The organism is Cryobacterium sp. PH29-G1 (assembly GCF_030063365.1).
In the GTDB taxonomy this organism is placed as follows: domain Bacteria; phylum Actinomycetota; class Actinomycetes; order Actinomycetales; family Microbacteriaceae; genus Cryobacterium.
Genome location: NZ_JASISY010000006.1, coordinates 13,073 through 29,449, shown reverse-complemented (window position 1 = coordinate 29,449; position 16,377 = coordinate 13,073). Strand labels below are relative to the sequence as shown.

Below are 16,377 nucleotides of genomic sequence, written 5' to 3'. Positions count from 1 at the left end.
ACCTCATTTCACTGACCGATCGATCCGCATCACGTGCACAACCCGAACGCGGCTCCGCAGGAGCCGCCCAATCAAGGAGCAGTCATATGTTGGACCAAGTCACATTGCCCCGAGCGAAGTTCATTGAGAAGCATGGCCTCTACTCGGAGAAGCAGTTGGAAGCTGCGGAGCGTTCCCGGATCGCCATGGACGCCGCGGGCATTGAGGTCGTTCGGTTGGCCTGGCCGGATCAGCACGGTCTCCTGCGCGGAAAGTCTCTGACCAAAGAGGCATATCTGTCCGCCTTGGAGAGTGGCATGGACATCACCATGGCACCTTTTTTCTTCGACTCCGCAAATGCGATAGTACTTAATCCTTTTACCGCCAACGGCGGCTTCGGAATCGAGGGCCTAGGAGGCAGCCCCAATGTGAAAATGGTTCCAGATCCTGCCACATTCACCGTATTGCCGTGGGTGCCGGAGACCGCATTCGTTCTGTGCGACCTCTACATGTCAAACGGTCAGCTCTTTCCCTTCGCTCCCCGGTCCATCCTGCGTCAGGCATTGCAGCGGATGGCCGAACACGGTTACAAACTCATCGCCGGAATCGAAATGGAGTGGTACCTGACCCGTGTCGTTGATGACCTCCTCGGTACCGGCTCTCTGGGTGCTCCCGGCTCCCCCGCAGATCCGCCCAAGGTGGCCCCGGTGGCCCGTGGCTATAGCTACCTGCTCGGTGACCACCTCGATGAAATCGACGACATCCTTCGCCCGATCCGCAAGGCGATCGTGGACATGGGCCTTCCGCTGCGCTCGATCGACGACGAGTGGGCCCCCAGCCAGGTTGAGACCACGTTCGATGTGCTCGAAGCATTGGCCGCCGCCGATGCTGCGGTGATGTTTCGCATGGCGACGAAACAAATCGCTAAGCGAAACGGGTACCTCGCATCCTTCATGTGCACCCCTGCCGTCCCCGGGTTCTACGCGAGCGGGTGGCATCTACACACCTCGGTCGTCGACATCGAGTCCGGTGAGAATCTCATGGTCACCGATCTCAACGAGCCGCTGTCTGAGCTGGGCCAACACTATGTCGGCGGCACTCTCGCCCACGGCGTGGCCGCCTCCGTATTCACGACGCCGACGGTGAATGGATACCGCCGACGCCGCCCGTATTCGCTCGCCCCCGACCGGCTGACCTGGGCACAGGACAACCGGGCCGCCATGATGCGTGTCATCAGCGCGCCGGGGGATGTATCGTCCCACGTGGAAAACCGGGTCGGCGATTCGGCCGCAAACCCCTACCTCTATATTGCGGCGCAGGCCGCTGCCGGCCTGGACGGAATTCTGAACAAAACCAGTCCGGGCGCATTGTCCGAAGACCCGTACGCCGCAGATGTTGTGGCGCTGCCCAGTACGCTCGCCGACGCAATCGACGCACTGGAAACTGACACCTTCTACCGTGGGGCCTTTGGCGATCACTTCATCGATTACCTGGTCACGATCAAGCGCAGTGAAGTGGCACGGTACGACGCCTGGGTTACCGCGAACCCCGACCCGGATACCTACGTAAACGGTGTGACCGATTGGGAGCACCGCGAATACTTCGAGCTCTACTAGCCACTCTAATTCCCTTCGTCACCGGTGTGATCCGCCCGATCTCGGCGGATCACACCAACCGACACGTCAACAGATCAGGTAGGTTCTCATGCCCAAGATCATCCTTCACTCCCCCACCGGGGCACTCTTCACCGTCGACGCCCAGATCGGCGCATCCGTAATGGAGACCGCTGTCAAACACGGGGTTCCCGGCATCGTCGCGGAGTGTGGCGGCGCATTGTCCTGCGCGACCTGCCACGTCTACATCGCCGACTCCTTCATCGATCTCACCGGTCAAGCCGATGACTTTGAGGATGAAATGCTCGACGACACCGCCTCAGTTCGTAAACCAAATAGCCGCCTGTCATGCCAGATCCGAATGACCGCTGCACTCGACGGTCTCGAAGCCGAAATCGCCCCGGAACAATGACCCTCTTGACGAACTCAGTCACGGCGTGCACTGGCACACTCATTGTGGGCGCCGGGCAGGCAGGTCTGCAGCTCGCCGTGTCCCTGCGTGAGAACGGGTACTCTGCACCCATCACCATCGCGGGCGCTGAACCGTGGGGCGCGTACCAGCGACCGCCCCTGTCCAAGTCTTTTCTGAACGGGGACGTAGACGAAGATAACCTTTCTTTAAGAGCAACGGACTTCTACACCGAAAATGCGATTGATGCGCGGATCGGAACGCGGATCTGGGACATCCGCCTAGCCGCATCGGGCCGCGGAGGGGAAGCCTTTACCGGAGACGGACGCGTCCTCGGTTTCGAGAAACTTGCGCTCACGACCGGATCACGACCGCGCCGACTCACCATTCCGGGGGCCGATCTGACCGGCGTCTGCTACCTGCGCAGCATTCCCGATGCCACACACCTTCGAACCCTGCTCGGCGTGGCACACACCGTCGTGGTCATCGGGGGTGGCTTCATTGGCCTCGAAGCCGCCGCCGCAGCACGCAGGCGCGGCCTCGACGTGACGCTTGTGGAATCGTACGGACGGTTGCTACAGCGTGTGGTCGCCCCGCCAGTATCGGCGTTCTATCGAGGTGCCCACGACCGCCGCGGCGTGCATTTCCGTTTAGGCAGCGGTGTCATCGCCCTCCACGGAGACGAACGAGTGACGGGTGTTGAGCTCTCCGACGGTACAGTCTTGCCGGCCGATGTCGTCATCGTCGGCATTGGCGTCGAACCGCGCATTGAACTTGCTCACCGGCTAGGACTGACCTGCTCGCGCGGGATCGTTGTAGACGAATCCGCGCGCACCAGCAACCCGACTGTCGTTGCCGCTGGTGACTGCACCGTGCAGCCGCACCCTCAGCATCCCGACACCCTGGTTAGCCTAGAATCCGTACAGAATGCCGTTGACCAGGCAAAAGTGGCCGCTGCGACGCTTCTTGGCAGGAACCGCCCGCCGACAACCGTGCCCTGGTTCTGGTCTGATCAGGGCGACCTCAAACTGCAAATCGCCGGTTTGTCGACTGGCTTCGACGATTTCGTCGTGCGCGGAGAACCAGACAGCGAATCCTTCTCTGTGTTGTACTACCGAGACGGACACCTGATCGCCGCCGACGCGGTCAACCGGCCGCACGATTTCATGGCTGTTAAGCGTGCGCTATCGCTCGGGTCAACTATTCCGTCCGAGGAAGCGACGAATACGGACTTCACCCTCAAAGCTCTGATCCGCGCGGTTGACGCCCCCCTTCCGGCGGGTAGGCGCCCGTGAGATTCACTCGGGTTGAATCCATACCGTTCACCATCATCAGGTCCCCTGCCTCGACCAGTGAAATTTCCGCTGGCACCTAGCACCTGACCAAATAGGCATCCCCTGGCTACCTACACGACCTCTACATCGCCCAGATGTGGACAGAAAATAGAAATGGAGCACCACATGTCTCACCAAGTTACCGATCTCGAACCCTCGGCTGCCGCTTCTGGCAATGCCGCTACCGACCTATTTCGCCAGAGTGGGAAAACGGGCGGAGCGACCGCATCGACTGAGCGCGTCTCCCTGCTCGCGAACGAAGTTCTTGCGGCCGTGTATGAAACAGTACGCAAGCATGAGGTGACGTACGAGGAGTTCAACGCGCTCAAAGCGTGGCTCATTCAAGTCGGCGAAGACGGTGAATGGCCGCTATTTCTTGATGTGTGGGTCGAGCACGTCATCGAGGAGGTTGCTACCAGTGGCCGCACAGGGTCCAAGGGCACGATCGAGGGACCGTACTACGTACCGAACGCGCCGCAGCAAGCGACCCCCGCGACCCTCCCCATGCGCGATGACGAGCCAGGAACCCCACTCGTGCTGCGCGGTACCGTTACCGGCACTGATGGAACCGCGCAGGCTGGTGCGCACGTGGAAATCTGGCACGCCGATGATGACGGCTTTTATTCGCAATTTGCGCCGGGACTGCCGCAGTGGAACCTGCGCGGCATCGTTGTAGCCGATGAACAAGGCAACTATGAGATCAACACTGTCCAGCCGGCCCCGTACCAGATTCCGACGGGCGGTTCCTGCGGCAATCTGATCACTGCCGCCGGCTGGCACGCCTGGCGGCCAGCCCACCTACACCTCAAAGTCTCGGCTCCCGGCCGCCAGCTGCTCACCGCCCAGCTCTATTTTGAGGGAGACTCCTATCTGTCCAACGACATCGCCTCGGCCGTAAAACCTGAGCTGATTCTTCGTCCGACCCCCACCGACAGCGGTCGCGAGGTCACCTACGACTTCCTACTCGATCCCGCCTAAGAGTCGAAGGCAAAAAGGCTGCCGGGATGCCTGCGCTGATTCCTCGTCGCGGCACTCGGCAGCTGGCTTCTTCGGCCGCCTACTCCAGCCTCGCGCTCAGGCGCCGGCTATCTCAGCCAGGAGCGGCAATCGCCGCACGCTCTCGAACGCCCGCACTCCCCCGTCAATCGGGTCGGTAAAGCTCACGTTGCTGGCCACCAGCTGCAACGGGCGCGCGAAATCGTGCACGGAAACATCCACTACTGCGGGGTAGAGCGGGTCATCGATGATCGGTATGCCAAGGCCCAGCAGGTGCATGCGCAACTGGTGTGTGCGCCCGGTGCGCGGCGACAGCCGATAGATCCCCTGGGAGCCCCGCTCGGTCTCGAGTTCGACCAGCGTCTCAGCATTGACCGGGGCATCGGGCACGACCTCGGCCTGCCACTGCCCGCGCCGGGTAGCGAGGTGGTTACGCACGGTGATCGGCAGCCTAAGCCCCGGCCGCAGCGGGGCCAGCGCCCGGTAGGTCTTGTCGATTGCGCCGTGTTGAAACAGGGACTGATATGCCCCACGCCAGCGTCGTTCGGTCGCCAGGATGAGCAGTCCACTGGTCACGCGGTCGAGCCGATGCAGCGGCGAGAGTTCGGGCAGTCCCAGCTCGGCGCGCAGGCGCACCACGACACTCTGCACGACGTGTCGGCCCCGCGGAATCGTCGACAAAAACGGCGGCTTGTCGATAACGACGATTCGTTCGTCACGGTAGATCAGGTGGATCGGTCCCGGCACGATGACCTCGTCGGCAAGGTCGCGGTGAAACCAGACGAAGGTATGCGGCCGATACGGGTCGCGGCCCGCCACGGGCATCCCGGTCTCGTAGACAAAGCGTGCGTCACTCAGAAACCCGGCGACGTCCACGAATTCCGAGAGCCGTTCATCCAGCCAGCCCCCCATCGTCAGCCAGGGCTGGGGCTCTATCCGCTCGGGGGTGCACACCCACGCAGCATCTAGCCCGTGGCGCTGGACGAGGGGTGAACGCGGAGGCACCCCTTGATCGTACTTGGCCGACCGCGTTGCCCGCCGGTAGGGACACGACCGGCGAGGAGTTGATCGCCGTTCCTCAAGCTCGACGAACGCCCCGCGCCGCGACGAGCGCGTCCCCAGCCCACACAACGGCCACTCCCACCGCATACGCCATGAGGTCGACGGGCGCGAACGTCGTGCCGAGAATGAGTCGGGCGGGCGGGAACGCTACCGCCAATGCCGCGGGCCCACCCGTCAGCTGGGCCAGTTCGATCAGCAGGCAGAAGCCGTAGGTAAGGACCGCACTGGCGGTCGGTGCGATTCGCGGAAGGCAGAAAATCGACAGGAGATAGATCAAGACCGCGTAGAGAGCGTCGGCGAAAAAATCTGCAGCCGCTCCGACCGCTGTGAAGTGCACGATGAGCCCAACACACACGACCGCGACGCCAGCGGCGGCGACTATCGGCCGCCGCCGCGCTTTAAACATGTTCACCGTCTGAGACTAGGGGACCGAGCCCGGTGACGTCGCTCGGGGCGTGATCAACATCACAGCCCCGCCGTGACGGGCGATGGTTTGAAGCCCTTCACGACCAGCCAGAGGCCGAGTGAGAATTCCCAGCTGGCCAGAAACAGTGAGCCTACGCCCGAGGGCAGCGACGACGGGCCCCAGAGCCCGAACAGCGCGCCGATCACCGAGGCGATCAGGATGGGCGCTCCGATAAAACCCAGCACCGGCAGAACCCGGGGAACCAGCCGCGAACGGTACAGGAGCGAGCCGAGCAGCAGGGCATTCAGCGCGGGGATGAAGCCCTGTCCGAGCACCGTCGTCCAGGTGTTCAGCGCGAGCAAGGCTTGACCGGTGACGATCGAATCGGGTCCGGCTCCGGCCTGGCGGAGACTCACAATGGCCATCAGCGCCACCACTCCGGCGAAGATGGTGGCCGCCTCGAGCGTGCGTGCCGCGACGAAACCCAGCGCGACACCCTCATTCTGCCGCCGCACCACCGGGTAGAGAGCCACGGCCGTGCCGATGCAGCCCAGAGCCACGATGATTTCCAGTACGACACCGATGACGACGGGGGTGACAGTGCCGGCACTGGCAATGTACCCGGGGTCAGCGCGTACGGCGGAGTAGAGGGCGAGAGTGGGGATGGAGACAAAGGTGATCAGGTAGCAGATGCCCGCGGCGAGCGCGGACTTTCGCAGCGCGGTCATGCGTGGGGTGATGATGGTCGTAGTCATGATGTTCTCCTTTACTGTTCGTCAATTTGGGTGACCGACACGAGTGCCAGCCCGGTGTCACGCAGTTTCTGCAGCACACCGTGCAACGCCGCCTGATCGTGAATCAGACCGCGGATGAGGGTGGTTCCATCGCTCTGTGGGGCGAGACTGAGCTCGTCGAACCAGGCGACCCAGCGCGGGCCGAGGTGCCCACGCACACGGATCTCAAACCAGTGCGGTTCACGGCCGATTTCTGTCACGGTGGTCTCCTTGGTTTCGGTGGTGTTTGAAACGTAGAAGCCGATCGGGTGAGCGGGCATCACCCGATGTGGTGATTAGTGTGGTGAATCGGCGCACTCGGTGTCCTGGGCCGAGGGCTGGCAGTACAGCTAGCGGCGGGCGAGCAGCCCGAGCTCGGCGGCGCGACGCACGGCGGCCCGACGGCTGGCGACGCCGAGCTTGGCGTAGATATTCTTGATGTGCGTTCGAATCGTGTTCAGCGATACCACCAGTTCGCGGGCGATCGCCGGGCCGGTCAGATCGGTCGCGAGAAGCCGCAGCACGTCGAGTTCGCGCCGACTCAACGGCTCGATCAGGCCCGACTGGGTAGGAATGCTGCACCCTCCGTCAGCGGATGCGAGCAGTCGCCGTACATAGCGCTGCGCCACCCCCTGCGTAGCCGCGGCCCGCAGCAGCGCGAGCATCGGAGCGCCCTCCTCGATAAAAATGCGCACATAGCCCTCCGCCTCGGCGAGCGCGAGCGCCCGCCCCAGCGGTTGGAGCGCCGCGGCCTTGTTGCCGCGAAGCTGTTCAGCGAGCGCTTGCACAACCAGAATTTCGATCACAGTCCCCGTCCGCTCCCCCATCTCGGCCGCCTGCAACAGCCGCGCCAGCAGCCCGGTCGCCTCGACGAGCATCCGCTCGTGCCACTTGTTCCGGTCTGGGCCGCCGCTCCCGTACCTCTCCGCACGCTCGGCTCGCCCGCCGCTCCGGCCAGGCCCGGCCGCATACTCGGCCAGCAGCACCCGGGCCAGAGTTACGTGCTCATACTCGTGCACGTAGGACAGCTCGTCGTCGCTGTGCAGTCCGCGCTCGCGCGCCCACGCCAGGGCCTCGTTCAGGCGACCCGATTGCGCCCACACCCGCGCCCGCACCGCCGACACCGGCCGCACATTCGGAAAGAAATCACTCACATAGACCCGCTCGGCGTCGTCGAGCGAGTGGAGTGCGGCATCCACTTCGCCGTCAGCCCACTGGATGCGTGCCATCGCCACCCGCCAGCGATACGGATTCTGTGGCAGCCCGCTCGACTCCCCCAACTCCCTGCCGGCACGCAGGTGCTCGCGGGCCGCATCTAGATCGTCCCGCTCGCGGCACACGTCGGCCAGACCGACGCGCATGTCGGCCGCCCCGCGCAATGCCGACCCGTCGAGGGCGGTCGCGGCCGCTAATCCCCGCTGATAGGCGGCCTGTGCGTCGCTGAGTCGACCCTGCGTCAAGCGGATGTCACCCAGCGCGAGCGAGCATCCGGCCACGTCCGACAGGTGTCCGGCCTGCCGCAAATGCTGCACGGATGCCGCCCACCAGTCGTACGCCGTCGATAGATCACCGCGGGTCCAGTGGGCAAGCCCCAGCATGCCGGAGGCCGCGCCGCGTTCAGCGATGTCGGCATCACCGACCAGGTCGAGAGCTTGACCACAGAAGCGGATGGTGGCGGGAACATCGCCGAGCGCCCACGCCTGGGCGGCACGGTAGATGGCGATCTTGCTGAGTAAGCTCCGCCGGTCGGGGTCGGGGTCGGGGCCTGGAGCGGTCACGGCAACGGCCCTCCGAGTGTTTCCGGGCCCGGGCCCGGACAGCAGATCGACATCGATCTCCTGCGCCGCTGCGGTTATGTGCCCACGCCAACGCTCGGCATCCTGCAGCCGGGCTTCGACCCCCTCGGTCTGGCCGGTGATCAGCAGCGCCCCCGCAAAGAAAGCGCTCAACGAGGGTCGGGCGGCGAGCAGGTCACCCGGCAGGAGGTTAAGCCAGTGCAGCAGGGTGATCTCCTGCCGGAGTGCGCGCAGAGCGGGCACTCCGAGTTCGATCAGGTCGGCGGCGCGTTCGAACTGGCCGCCGGCCAGAGCGTGGCGGATCGCCTCGTGTGGTTCCCCGTTCTGCTCAAACCATTCGCTGGCCCTCGCATGTAGCTCCGGCATGCGCTCGGGTTGCTCATCGAGCAGGCGGGCACGCAGCACGTCAGCGAACAGATGGTGGTAGCGATACCACTGGCGGTGGTCGTCCAGCGCTACCAGAAACAGGTTGGCACGCTCAAGCTCACGTAGTCGGGCTCCGCCGCCAGTCTGCCCGGTCACTGCATCGCACAGCGGGCCGGTCAGCCGACCCAATATAGAGGTGTGCAGCAGAAACGTCTGCACCGCGGCGCTCTGGCGCTGCAGAACCTCCTCGAGCAGGTAGTCGACGATGTAGCGGTCATCGCCGGAGAATTCGGCAATGAACCCGGTCAGGTCGTCGCGCCCGTGCATTGACAGTGCGGCCAGTTGCAGGGCGGCAATCCATCCTTCGGTGCGGCCGTCGAGAGCGGCGGCATCGGCCGGGGTCAGGGTGAGACCCATCACCTCGCCCAGGTATTCCGCTGCTTCGGCGACGCTGAAGCGCAGATCGTCGGCGCGAATCTCGGCGAGTTGGCGGCGCACCCGCATCCGCGTCAGGGGCAGGGCCGGATCGGAGCGGGTCGCTATGACCAACTGCACCGGTGTGGGGAGGTGCTCAACGAGAAAAGCGAGGTCTCGCTGCACCTCGGGCGATTCGATAACGTGAAAGTCATCGAGCACCAATACGACCTTTGTCGACAGCGACTGCAGTGCGTTGAGCAGTGTGGCGAGCGCGGTGGTCGCGTCCAGGGCCAGCCCGGTCGCCCGATTCAGCGCGGCGACCAGGTAGGCCCAGAACACCACCGGGTCGTTGTCGCCGGCGTCGAGCGAGACCCAGGCAACGGGTCGGGGATCAGCGGCCAGCCACTCGGTCAACAGAGTCGTCTTGCCGAACCCCGCCGGCGCGGAGACGAGCACCAACGCGACCTCGGAGTTGAGTCGGGCACTCAGACGCGTGCGCGTGACCAGTCCGGGGCGCCGCGACGGCAGATGCAGCTTGGTCTCGAGCAATGGGCCTGCCATGACCACCTCACATCAATCTGCCGGGGGTGGTCACAGCGTAGTAGGTTGTCGCCACAAAGCGGATGAATCGCAGGGATTGGAGAATCGATGGCTGGGAACGGTCGAGGGCGGGTGATCGTGCGGGACGGCCCGTGGGGTTTCGTCTTTCTGTTGGCGTATATCGGCGCGGCAATTTACTTCATTGGGCAGTCAGAGGGAACGTTTCGGGGCGTCATATTCGGGCTACTGCAGGCCATCGTCTGGCCGGTCTACGTCGTGTTTCACGTCTTGCAGCAAATCGGTGCCTGACCAACGAACGTGCACCCCGCATGAATCAGGGTGGTCAAGTGTCAGAGATCCGCAGCATACTGGGGAAAATTTTTGAAAGGATGCCACGATGCCCCATCTGCCCACGCCGGTCGACCCACCGCAGCTGTATCGAAGCCCCGCCTTTGCCCAGGGCATGATTGTGCCCGCGGGCCCCACACTTTTTGTGGGCGGGCAGAACGGGATAGACGGCACGGGCGTGCTGCTCGACGGGCTCGAAGCGCAAACCGCACAGGCCCAGAGTAACGTGCTCGCCGTACTCGCTGAGGCCGGCGCCGGTCCTGAGCACGTTGCCAAACTCACGATCTACCTCGCCGCCGGCATCGATCCCACGGCGGCTTTTGCCGCCAGTCGTGCGGTCTGGGGTGATCATCGCACCGCCGTGAGTGTGCTCGCCGTCACGCCGGCGCGACCGGGCGCCCTCGTCGAGGTCGAGGCGATAGCCGCAATCCCCAACCGCTAGGGCCGGCGCTCACGGAGTTCCTGGGCACAGAAGAACCCCAGACGCCTCCGTCCCGTGCCGTGCGACCCTGCCACCATGCCCGGGCCCGGGCCCGGAAACCGGGCCCACGATAGATCATGGGCCCGGTTGTCTAACCTGGGCCCGCAGGCGATCACCCGTAACGACACACGGTCAGGCACGCACAGAACGGGCCCCGCGTGCTGGTGCACGTGGGGCCCGCTTTGGTCCTGCGAGGGAATTAGGAGCGGACTGGTCAGCCCTTCTTAATCACGACCGCGGTGTTATCGGTGTAGAAGTTGCGCTGGAAGTCGATCTTCGTCGTGGTCTTGGCGATCACGGCACAGTTGGCGACCTTGGTGTCCCGGCCGAACTCATTGTCAGTGATGACGGTTCCAGCCAGGGGCCCATAGGACTTCTCCGCGATATTCACGGTGCACGCACCGTTATTGGCATAGTTACCGCTGAAGACGAAGTTGGAAACTTTACCCGTGTCCTGGGTGATCTGCACAGCAGCGCTGTGCGAGTCAGTCAGGCGGTTTCCGATGACCTTCACGTTATTGCCGGCCTGAATCTGGATGGAGTCGTCATGACTGGCCGACCCGCCCTGGTTCCGGTCGTTGGTGTAGTGCATGTGGTCGTGAATCCAGCTCTCCTCAATGAGCACGTTGCTGCCCGTGACATGGATACCATCAATCACGTTGTGGATGTTCAGGCGGGTCGCGGTGAAGTTGTACCCATAGATACCGTTGGTGTCCGGCGAGGCAACGGTCGGAAACAGCTCGGTGTCGGTGATCACGAGATTGCTGAAACCACCGAGGTTGTTGATCAGCGCACCAGGACCATTCATCGTGCGGCCGCGAATAATCGAGTTCTTGATCGTCACGTTCGGAGCACTGATCTTAACCAGGCCACGCACATCGAGACCATTGAGCACAGTGCCAGCAGTCGTGACATTGATGTCACCATTGACGACCTCGAGGGCGGTACCGGCCGGAACACCGGTGTTGCTGCCCGTGGGAGTACCACTCGTAGGTGGCGTCGGCGCGGGAGCCGGCGCCGGTTCCGGAGCGGGAACAGGAGCGGGAGCGGGAGCGGGAACCGGAGCCGGAGCCGGAGCGGGAACCGGAGCCACAACGGAAGCGGATTCCTTGGTGTATCCCACGACGGTGATGTCGACCTTTACATTGGCGTCACTGCTCGCGACGGTCAGGGTGCCGTCGGACTGGCTGGTGACCGGCACGGTGTAGGTGCGCTCGGGGCCCTCGCCGGCGGGAGCGGTGAAGTAGTAGCGCTGGACGTTCTCCGGGCCGACAAGTACTTTAATATCAGTGCTGGCCTCTGCCGTGGTGTCAAACGTGACATCGACCGAAACGGCGTCGGATGGGACGGTACCAAGGTCAGTGGCGACCTTGTTGCCGGCGGGCACGCCGAGCGTTGTTGTGTTTTCTGCGGCGTGAGCGGGGACAACAGCCAGTCCGCCCAGTGCTACGGCGAAAGCGCCAGCCGAGGCGATGAGTGCCAGTCGGCGGGGCGAACGAACGGCGGGGCGCGAAGCGGAAGTAGAAACTAAAGACATAAATCACATTTCGTGTATTGCACAAGTTCGGAAGGTGCTAGCGAGAGGCGTAAGGGGCCTCGATGACTTCCCGAGCATTCCCCACTAATGGCATTGATGCAAGCTGGCACATGGGTTTGCCAGCTTCGCCCCCCGATTTGGGGTAGACATAATTACCCGAACGTGTGAAAAAAATGCGGCCGGACCTGCTTTTCCAGGCCCAGCCGCATCCGATTGAAACTTTTTTACGACTTTAGCGTTTGCGCTTCTCGCGCACGCGCATGCTGAGGTTGATCGGGCTGCCCTCGAAACCGTAGATTTCGCGCAGACGACGCTGGATGTAGCGACGGTATCCAGGGTCGAGGAAGCCCGTGGTGAACACCACGAACGTCGGCGGGCGGCTCGAGGCCTGGGTGCCGAACAGGATGCGCGGCTGCTTGCCGCTGCGCACCGGGTGCGGGTGCGCGGCAGCGAGCTCGGCCAGGAAGGCGTTGAACTTGCCGGTGGCGATGCGGGTGTCCCACGACTCGAGCGCGAGCTCGAGGGCCGGGACCAGCTTCTCCATGTGGCGACCGGTCTTAGCGGAGATGTTCACGCGCGGAGCCCAGGCCACGTGTGCCAGGTCCTGCTCGATCTCACGCTCGAGGTAGCGTCGACGGTCGTCGTCGATCTGGTCCCACTTGTTGAAGGCCAGAACGAGCGCACGGCCCGACTCGATGACGAGGTCGATGACGCGGATATCCTGCTCGCTGATGACCTCGGTCACGTCGAGAAGCACCACGGCTACCTCGGCTTTTTCGAGCGCGGCGCTGGTACGCAGCGACGCGTAGAAGTCGGCGCCCTGCGAGAGGTGCACGCGTCGACGGATGCCGGCGGTGTCGACGAAACGCCACACCTTGCCACCGAGTTCAACCTGCTCGTCGACCGGGTCGCGGGTCGTGCCGGCGAGCTCGTTGACGACAACGCGCTCCTCCCCCACAACCTTGTTGAGGAGGCTGGACTTGCCGACGTTCGGACGGCCCAGGATGGCTACGCGGCGCGGGCCGCCGACCTCCTGCTTGGCGACGTTGGAAATTTCGGGCAGCACGAGCAGAATCGCGTCGAGCAGGTCGGCAACACCACGACCGTGCAGGGCGGAGACCGGCCACGGCTGACCAAGACCGAGCGACCACAGGCTGGCCGCTTCGGGCTCCTGGCGCACGTCATCGACCTTATTGGCGATCAAAAAGACGGGCTTGCCGCTCTTGCGCAGCATGCGCACGACGGCCTCATCGGTGGAGGTCGGGCCGACGTTCGAGTCGACGACGAACATGACGAGGTCGGACAGGTCGATGGCGATCTCGGCCTGGGCAGCGACGGAGGCGTCGATGCCCTTGGCGTCGGGCTCCCAGCCGCCGGTGTCGACGAGACTGAACTTGCGCTCGTTCCAATCACCCTTGTACGCGACGCGGTCACGCGTCACGCCGGGGGTGTCCTCGACGACGGCCTCACGGCGGCCGAGGATACGGTTGACCAGCGCCGACTTGCCCACGTTCGGGCGACCGACAATGGCGATCACCGGAACGGCCGGCAGGTACTGGATCGCGTCGGGGTCGTCGGTGACGGTCTGCAGTACGTCGAGGTCTTCCTCGTCGAGGTCGTAGTTGTCGAGGTCCGTGCGTAGCGCGGCGGAACGCCGGGTGGCGAGTTCCTCATCGAGGTTGGCGAGTCGTTCCGCCAGCTCGGTGTCGAGCGCTGTGCTCGTTTCGTCGTATTCGTTACTCATTCAAAAGCCCGCTTCGTGCGTGTTTGTATGACGTCGATGACCGCTTCAATGGTCTGCTCGAAGTCGAGATGGGTGGAGTCGACGGTTATCACGCCGTCTGCTGCGCTCATGAAATCGACAACCTGTGAGTCAGCGCGATCACGCGATCGCAGCTGTTCTGCCACGGTTTCAGCCGACTGGGTCGTTATTTCCGCAGAGCGTCTCCCCATTCTAGCCTCCTCGGAAGCTGTGAGTAGAATGCGCACCTCGGCTTCGGGGGCAACCCGGGTCGTAATATCGCGTCCTTCGACCACCACGCCGGGGCGATCGGCGTTCGCGGCGATGCTGCGAAACAGCTCGGTGAGAGCGGTGCGCACCGCCGGAACGCGAGCCACGGAGCTGACCACAGCGCTCACCTCGGGCGAACGGATGGCGTCGGTCACGTCGGTCTCACCCACCGTGACGAAGTATTCGTCGGGGTCGATGCCGATCGTATAGTCGAAGTCTTTCAGGAGGGTGTCGATGGCATCCGCGTGCGCCGTTTCGGTCAGGTCGGTGAGATCGATATTGCGCTCGAGTACCAGCCAGGCCAGGGCACGATAGGCGGCACCCGTATCGAGGTAGCCCAGACCGAGGCGCCGTGCGACGGCACGGCTCACGCTGGACTTGCCGCTGCCGGCCGGCCCGTCGATGGCGACGAGGGTGGGAAGGGAAGGACGAGCCATGTGCGTTAACCAGCAATCCGCCAGCCGCGGGCGGCCAGCTCTTCAGTGAGGCGATTGACGGCCTCGGGCAGGACAGCAATTTCGGCGAGGCCGATTTGGGCGCCCGGCGAGTGTTCCAAGCGTAAGTCTTCAAGGTTGACACCGAGGTCACCAATGTCGTTGAGCAGGGCCGCAATTTGACCGGGCCTGTCGTTGACCATGACCACCATCGACGAGAATCGCCGGTCCTGCCCGTGTTTGCCGGGCAGGCGGGCCACCCCGGCGTTGCCGCCGGCGAGTTCTTCGGCCACCCTCCGCTGCGCACCGGGCGCGGCGGGATCTTCGAGGGCATCTATGAACCGGTTGAGGTCCTCACGGTAGGCCAACAGCACGTCGCGCACCGGACCGGCGTTGGCGCCGAGAATCTGCACCCAGAGGTCGGGGTCGCTCGCCGCGACCCGGGTGACATCGCGCAGGCCCTGGCCGGCGAGGTTGAGCGCGGAGTGCGTGGCCGTGGTCAGGCGACGGGCCATCAGAGTTGAGATGACCTGCGGCACGTGCGAGACCAGCGCGACGCCGAGGTCGTGCTCCTCGGGTGTCATCTCCACCAGAATGGCGCCGAGATCGAGGATGAGGTCGTCGATGGCACCGGCCTGCTGGTAGCTGATGGCGTCGTGCGCGGCCACGACCCAGGGCCGACCGATGAACAAATCGGCGCGACCGGAGAGCGGGCCGCCTTTCTCTCGGCCGGCGAGTGGATGCGATCCGATATAGCGACTGACGTCGGCCCCGCGCTCGCGCAGCTGCGCGAGCGGGGCAAGCTTAACGCTCGCGACATCCGTCACGATCGCGCCCGGGTAAGCCTCAAGCTCACGTGCGACGATCTCGGCGGTGACGTCGGGCGGCACACACACCACGATCAATTGCGGCAGATCACCCGGCGTAGCCGCACGGCCGGCACCGTAGTCAATGGCGATGCTCAGGTTGGTCGGCGAGGCGTCGGCGAGGATCGTCTCGATATTACGATTGCGCAGGCCCAGGCCAACGCTCGTTCCGAGCAGGCCGACGCCGACGATGCGCACCGGGCCGACGAGGCGGCTTTCAGCCATGGTTCAGTCCCTAAATCGCTGGTTGTTAGTCGGCGTCAGGGCGCGCGGAGGGCGCCTGGCGGGAGACGGTGAGAAGCTGACCGAGTTCCTCGCGGGTGAGTTCACGCACGGCACCCTGCTGCAGAGTGCCGAGGTTCAACGGCCCGAACTGACGGCGCACCAGGTCGACCACAGGATGACCGACGGCGTCCAGCATCCGTCGCACGATGCGGTTGCGCCCGGAATGCAGGGTGAGCTCGACCATGCTGTAGCCACCGCCGGGAGGACTCGTGAGAATGCGCGCCTTGTCGGCGTGAATGGGTCCGTCGTCGAGTTCGATACCGCTCTGCAACTGACCGATGGTCTGCGGCGAGACGCGACCCTCAACCTTGGCGATGTAGGTCTTCGAGACGCCGAAAGACGGGTGGGCGAGCACGTGCGCCAGGTCGCCGTCGTTGGTGAGGATCAGCAGGCCGCTGGTCTGGGCATCCAGCCGGCCGACGTTGAACAGTCGTTCGTCGAACTGGTCGGTGAATTCGCGCAGGTCGGGGCGACCGCTCTCGTCTTGCATCGAGGAGACGACGCCGACGGGCTTGTTGAGCATGAGGTAACGGCGCGAGGTATCCAGTTGCACCGCAACGTTGTCCACGGCCACCTGGTCGGTTTCGGGGTGCACCCGGCGGCCTAGCTCGGTGACGACCTTGCCGTTCACGCGCACGCGACCGGACGTGATGAGGTCTTCGGAGACACGACGGCTGGCGACGCCAGCGGAGGCGAGCACCTTCTGCAGTCGTACTCCGTCGGC

The 16,377-nt window shown here is 64.2% G+C and carries 16 protein-coding genes; 6 read left to right on the top strand and 10 right to left on the bottom strand.

Annotated elements, in window-relative coordinates:
- Positions 1-86: 86 nt before the first annotated feature.
- The 4 genes from QMK22_RS09655 (at position 87) to catA (ending at position 4,313) form a co-directional block, all read left to right on the top strand.
- Positions 87-1,595, top strand: coding sequence for a glutamine synthetase family protein (locus QMK22_RS09655; RefSeq protein ID WP_283497425.1), 1,509 nt, complete (start codon positions 87-89; stop codon positions 1,593-1,595).
- Between the two features lie 88 nt (positions 1,596-1,683).
- Positions 1,684-2,004 carry a 2Fe-2S iron-sulfur cluster-binding protein gene (locus QMK22_RS09650; protein WP_283497424.1) on the top strand — a complete coding sequence of 107 codons (321 nt, stop codon included), beginning with the start codon at positions 1,684-1,686 and terminating at the stop codon, positions 2,002-2,004.
- Positions 2,005-2,009: 5 nt separating this feature from the next.
- Positions 2,010-3,296, top strand: coding sequence for an NAD(P)/FAD-dependent oxidoreductase (locus tag QMK22_RS09645; protein WP_283497423.1), 1,287 nt, complete (start codon positions 2,010-2,012; stop codon positions 3,294-3,296).
- Between the two features lie 165 nt (positions 3,297-3,461).
- Positions 3,462-4,313 (top strand): catechol 1,2-dioxygenase, encoded by an 852-nt coding sequence (gene catA / locus QMK22_RS09640; protein WP_283497422.1) that lies wholly within the window; start codon positions 3,462-3,464, stop codon positions 4,311-4,313.
- A 96-nt stretch (positions 4,314-4,409) separates the two neighbouring features.
- Here catA and QMK22_RS09635 read toward each other — a convergent pair whose 3' ends face one another.
- From QMK22_RS09635 to QMK22_RS09615, 5 genes are all read right to left on the bottom strand, one after another.
- Positions 4,410-5,243 carry a pseudouridine synthase gene (locus QMK22_RS09635; RefSeq protein WP_283497421.1) on the bottom strand — a complete coding sequence of 278 codons (834 nt, stop codon included), beginning with the start codon at positions 5,241-5,243 and terminating at the stop codon, positions 4,410-4,412.
- 166 nt (positions 5,244-5,409) lie between these two features.
- A complete protein-coding gene (locus tag QMK22_RS09630) occupies positions 5,410-5,799 on the bottom strand; it encodes a ribosomal maturation YjgA family protein (RefSeq protein ID WP_283497593.1) in 390 nt (129 codons plus the stop codon).
- A 59-nt stretch (positions 5,800-5,858) separates the two neighbouring features.
- A complete protein-coding gene (locus tag QMK22_RS09625; protein WP_283497419.1) occupies positions 5,859-6,554 on the bottom strand; it encodes a DUF4386 domain-containing protein in 696 nt (231 codons plus the stop codon).
- An 11-nt stretch (positions 6,555-6,565) separates the two neighbouring features.
- The gene (locus tag QMK22_RS09620; protein WP_283497418.1) at positions 6,566-6,793 is read right to left on the bottom strand and encodes a DUF8691 family protein; all 228 of its coding nucleotides are present in this window, start codon (positions 6,791-6,793) and stop codon (positions 6,566-6,568) included.
- 129 nt (positions 6,794-6,922) lie between these two features.
- Entirely contained in the window at positions 6,923-9,712 is a 2,790-nt protein-coding gene (locus QMK22_RS09615; protein WP_283497416.1) for a winged helix-turn-helix domain-containing protein, read from the bottom strand.
- Positions 9,713-9,799: 87 nt separating this feature from the next.
- Between QMK22_RS09615 and QMK22_RS09610 the strand changes: the two genes are divergently transcribed.
- Positions 9,800-10,000 (top strand): hypothetical protein, encoded by a 201-nt coding sequence (locus QMK22_RS09610; RefSeq protein WP_283497414.1) that lies wholly within the window; start codon positions 9,800-9,802, stop codon positions 9,998-10,000.
- A gap of 88 nt (positions 10,001-10,088) precedes the next feature.
- Positions 10,089-10,481 (top strand): RidA family protein, encoded by a 393-nt coding sequence (locus QMK22_RS09605; protein ID WP_283497413.1) that lies wholly within the window; start codon positions 10,089-10,091, stop codon positions 10,479-10,481.
- Between the two features lie 253 nt (positions 10,482-10,734).
- Here QMK22_RS09605 and QMK22_RS09600 read toward each other — a convergent pair whose 3' ends face one another.
- The 5 genes from QMK22_RS09600 to QMK22_RS09580 form a co-directional block, all read right to left on the bottom strand.
- Positions 10,735-12,057, bottom strand: a complete 1,323-nt coding sequence (locus tag QMK22_RS09600; RefSeq protein WP_283497412.1) for a right-handed parallel beta-helix repeat-containing protein — start codon at positions 12,055-12,057, stop codon at positions 10,735-10,737.
- A 232-nt stretch (positions 12,058-12,289) separates the two neighbouring features.
- On the bottom strand, positions 12,290-13,801 hold the full coding sequence (gene der, locus QMK22_RS09595) for a ribosome biogenesis GTPase Der (RefSeq protein WP_283497411.1): 1,512 nt from the start codon (positions 13,799-13,801) through the stop codon (positions 12,290-12,292).
- Positions 13,798-14,505 carry a (d)CMP kinase gene (gene cmk / locus QMK22_RS09590; protein WP_283497410.1) on the bottom strand — a complete coding sequence of 236 codons (708 nt, stop codon included), beginning with the start codon at positions 14,503-14,505 and terminating at the stop codon, positions 13,798-13,800. The genes der and cmk overlap by 4 nt, the downstream gene beginning before the upstream one ends.
- A gap of 5 nt (positions 14,506-14,510) precedes the next feature.
- Entirely contained in the window at positions 14,511-15,593 is a 1,083-nt protein-coding gene (locus tag QMK22_RS09585; protein ID WP_283497409.1) for a prephenate dehydrogenase, read from the bottom strand.
- 25 nt (positions 15,594-15,618) lie between these two features.
- Entirely contained in the window at positions 15,619-16,362 is a 744-nt protein-coding gene (locus tag QMK22_RS09580) for a pseudouridine synthase (RefSeq protein ID WP_283497592.1), read from the bottom strand.
- Positions 16,363-16,377: the final 15 nt, after the last annotated feature.

What these genes read in the sequence shown, in the direction of transcription:
- QMK22_RS09650 (WP_283497424.1), top strand. Translation starts at nt 1,684, where the DNA reads ATGCCCAAGATCATCCTTCACTCCCCCACCGGGGCACTCTTCACCGTC.
- QMK22_RS09605 (WP_283497413.1), top strand. Translation starts at nt 10,089, where the DNA reads ATGCCCCATCTGCCCACGCCGGTCGACCCACCGCAGCTGTATCGAAGC.
- QMK22_RS09615 (WP_283497416.1), bottom strand. Translation starts at nt 9,712, where the DNA reads ATGGCAGGCCCATTGCTCGAGACCAAGCTGCATCTGCCGTCGCGGCGC.
- QMK22_RS09630 (WP_283497593.1), bottom strand. Translation starts at nt 5,799, where the DNA reads ATGTTTAAAGCGCGGCGGCGGCCGATAGTCGCCGCCGCTGGCGTCGCG.
- catA (WP_283497422.1), top strand. Translation starts at nt 3,462, where the DNA reads ATGTCTCACCAAGTTACCGATCTCGAACCCTCGGCTGCCGCTTCTGGC.
- QMK22_RS09610 (WP_283497414.1), top strand. Translation starts at nt 9,800, where the DNA reads ATGGCTGGGAACGGTCGAGGGCGGGTGATCGTGCGGGACGGCCCGTGG.
- QMK22_RS09585 (WP_283497409.1), bottom strand. Translation starts at nt 15,593, where the DNA reads ATGGCTGAAAGCCGCCTCGTCGGCCCGGTGCGCATCGTCGGCGTCGGC.
- QMK22_RS09635 (WP_283497421.1), bottom strand. Translation starts at nt 5,243, where the DNA reads ATGGGGGGCTGGCTGGATGAACGGCTCTCGGAATTCGTGGACGTCGCC.
- QMK22_RS09655 (WP_283497425.1), top strand. Translation starts at nt 87, where the DNA reads ATGTTGGACCAAGTCACATTGCCCCGAGCGAAGTTCATTGAGAAGCAT.
- cmk (WP_283497410.1), bottom strand. Translation starts at nt 14,505, where the DNA reads ATGGCTCGTCCTTCCCTTCCCACCCTCGTCGCCATCGACGGGCCGGCC.
- der (WP_283497411.1), bottom strand. Translation starts at nt 13,801, where the DNA reads ATGAGTAACGAATACGACGAAACGAGCACAGCGCTCGACACCGAGCTG.
- QMK22_RS09600 (WP_283497412.1), bottom strand. Translation starts at nt 12,057, where the DNA reads ATGTCTTTAGTTTCTACTTCCGCTTCGCGCCCCGCCGTTCGTTCGCCC.
- QMK22_RS09625 (WP_283497419.1), bottom strand. Translation starts at nt 6,554, where the DNA reads ATGACTACGACCATCATCACCCCACGCATGACCGCGCTGCGAAAGTCC.